Source organism: Rickettsia endosymbiont of Ixodes scapularis (genome assembly GCF_000160735.1).
Taxonomy (GTDB): Bacteria; Pseudomonadota; Alphaproteobacteria; order Rickettsiales; family Rickettsiaceae; genus Rickettsia; species Rickettsia tamurae.
On sequence record NZ_CM000770.1, the window covers coordinates 1,002,303 to 1,003,952 of the forward strand.

Below are 1,650 nucleotides of genomic sequence, written 5' to 3' on the forward strand. Positions count from 1 at the left end.
ACACAATACCCATTTTTGCTCCTGCTCAAACCCAGTCATCATGACTAACATAACAGGTAATACTCTCCATGATATTGAGATTTCAGAGATAAATCTTTGCATCCTTCTATACCATGAAGCTGCTTTAATCCCAGACGGCATTCTATTGCATAACAATGACATGTTTACTGTCCTGCTGTTAAGCATTGAAATGATAAATAATCCTAAACATTTTGCTCTTGATAAATTAAGCGAAATATGTTTTTGTAATAATTCGACTAGAGGGGCGGAATGATCTTTCATATGTAAACCAAGTTCTTTCCCCGTTATCATCATGAATTATCAGCAAAATTCAATCCTTTAGTCCTTACATCTCTAAAAATTGTCATGTAGTAAGGATAATCTTAGAAAATTAGTAAACAATGGTGATATAATAGCTCATTTGAAACAAAGTAGAAAACACATTGAATTTAAAGAAAAAGTAAATAATATTATTCAGATTTATGATGATAATAAAGATAATCCAACTGCTATAGTTAAAGTTGAAGCAAAACTGAAAGAGGTAGGTAAATGGTGTGAAGAAACTACAAAAATGGATAATAATCCTATTTGGAAAAATATTGGTAATTTTATAAAATATTCTTTTACTGGAGATAAAGCTAAAGCTGCTTTTTATAAAGATGCTATAAAAAATTCTACTCAAAATACTAAAAAAGCTATAGCAGAAATACAAAAATCTCTTACTAATCCTTCTCCTCATTCATCTAATGTTCCACCGTCGAAGAATAAAGGAGAAAGATATAGAAGCTAATAAAAACTTTTAGGATCGATATCTATTTTTAGATGACAAAAAGAAGGAATTTTTATAAGGCTTAGCCAAAATTTTAAATATTTCTGCAAATTAAATTTCTTATCGGCTATAATGAGTATCCGGTAACGATATTTACCGGCGAGCTTTGACATTAATGAGCTTGCCGGTCCTAAAATTTTCACGTTTGCTTTTGGTGCGATTCGGACCATATCCCTAGCAATTTCTAGAATTTTAGCCTCACTGGAACCTGATAAAATTACCGATGCCGTTTTAGAAAATGGCGGCATATCTGCTAATTTTCTTATTTCAAGTTCATTTGTAAAAAAACTATCTTCATCACCGTCCTTAACATAACTAAAAATTATATTATCAGGATAATAGCTTTGTAAATATACCACACCTTTCCTATCTCCCCTACCCGCTCTACCTCCCACTTGATGTAGTAGCTGGAAAGTTCGCTCAGATGCTCTAAGATCGGCGTTATTACTCCCAAGATCGGCATCTATTACACCGACTAAGGTAAGATTCGGGAAATGGTAACCTTTTGTTATTATTTGTGTGCCTATTAAAATATCAATTTCTAAATTTTCCATTTGATGTAGAAGCTGTGCTATTTTTTCAGGACTTTTAGCATGATCTTTACTTATCACCGCAATTTTACTCTCAGGAAAGAGTGCTTTTGCTTCCTCTTCTATTCTCTCTATACCTGGACCATAAATAGTTAATGTTTCATCTTCTAGACATTCAGGACAAGAACTAAAAATTTTACTTTGATAACCGCAATGGTGACATTCAAGTTTTTTAGTCGCTTTATGTACTACCATCCAGCTAGAACAATATTTGCAGGTAAATCTATAACC

General features: G+C 32.5%; 3 protein-coding genes. 1 reads left to right on the plus strand and 2 read right to left on the minus strand.

From position 1 onward, the window contains the following. A partial coding sequence (locus REIS_RS05045) for a hypothetical protein (protein ID WP_040614713.1) occupies positions 1-315 on the minus strand: 315 nt, incomplete at its 3' end. Positions 316-361: 46 nt separating this feature from the next. Between REIS_RS05045 and REIS_RS05050 the strand changes: the two genes are divergently transcribed. After that, entirely contained in the window at positions 362-790 is a 429-nt protein-coding gene (locus REIS_RS05050; protein ID WP_008580181.1) for a hypothetical protein, read from the plus strand. On the opposite strand, the gene priA is transcribed toward REIS_RS05050, so the two are convergent. After that, positions 787-1,650: primosomal protein N' (gene priA, locus REIS_RS05055; protein WP_008580182.1), on the minus strand; the 864-nt coding region annotated here is incomplete at its 5' end. The two genes, REIS_RS05050 and priA, sit on opposite strands and share 4 nt — an antisense overlap.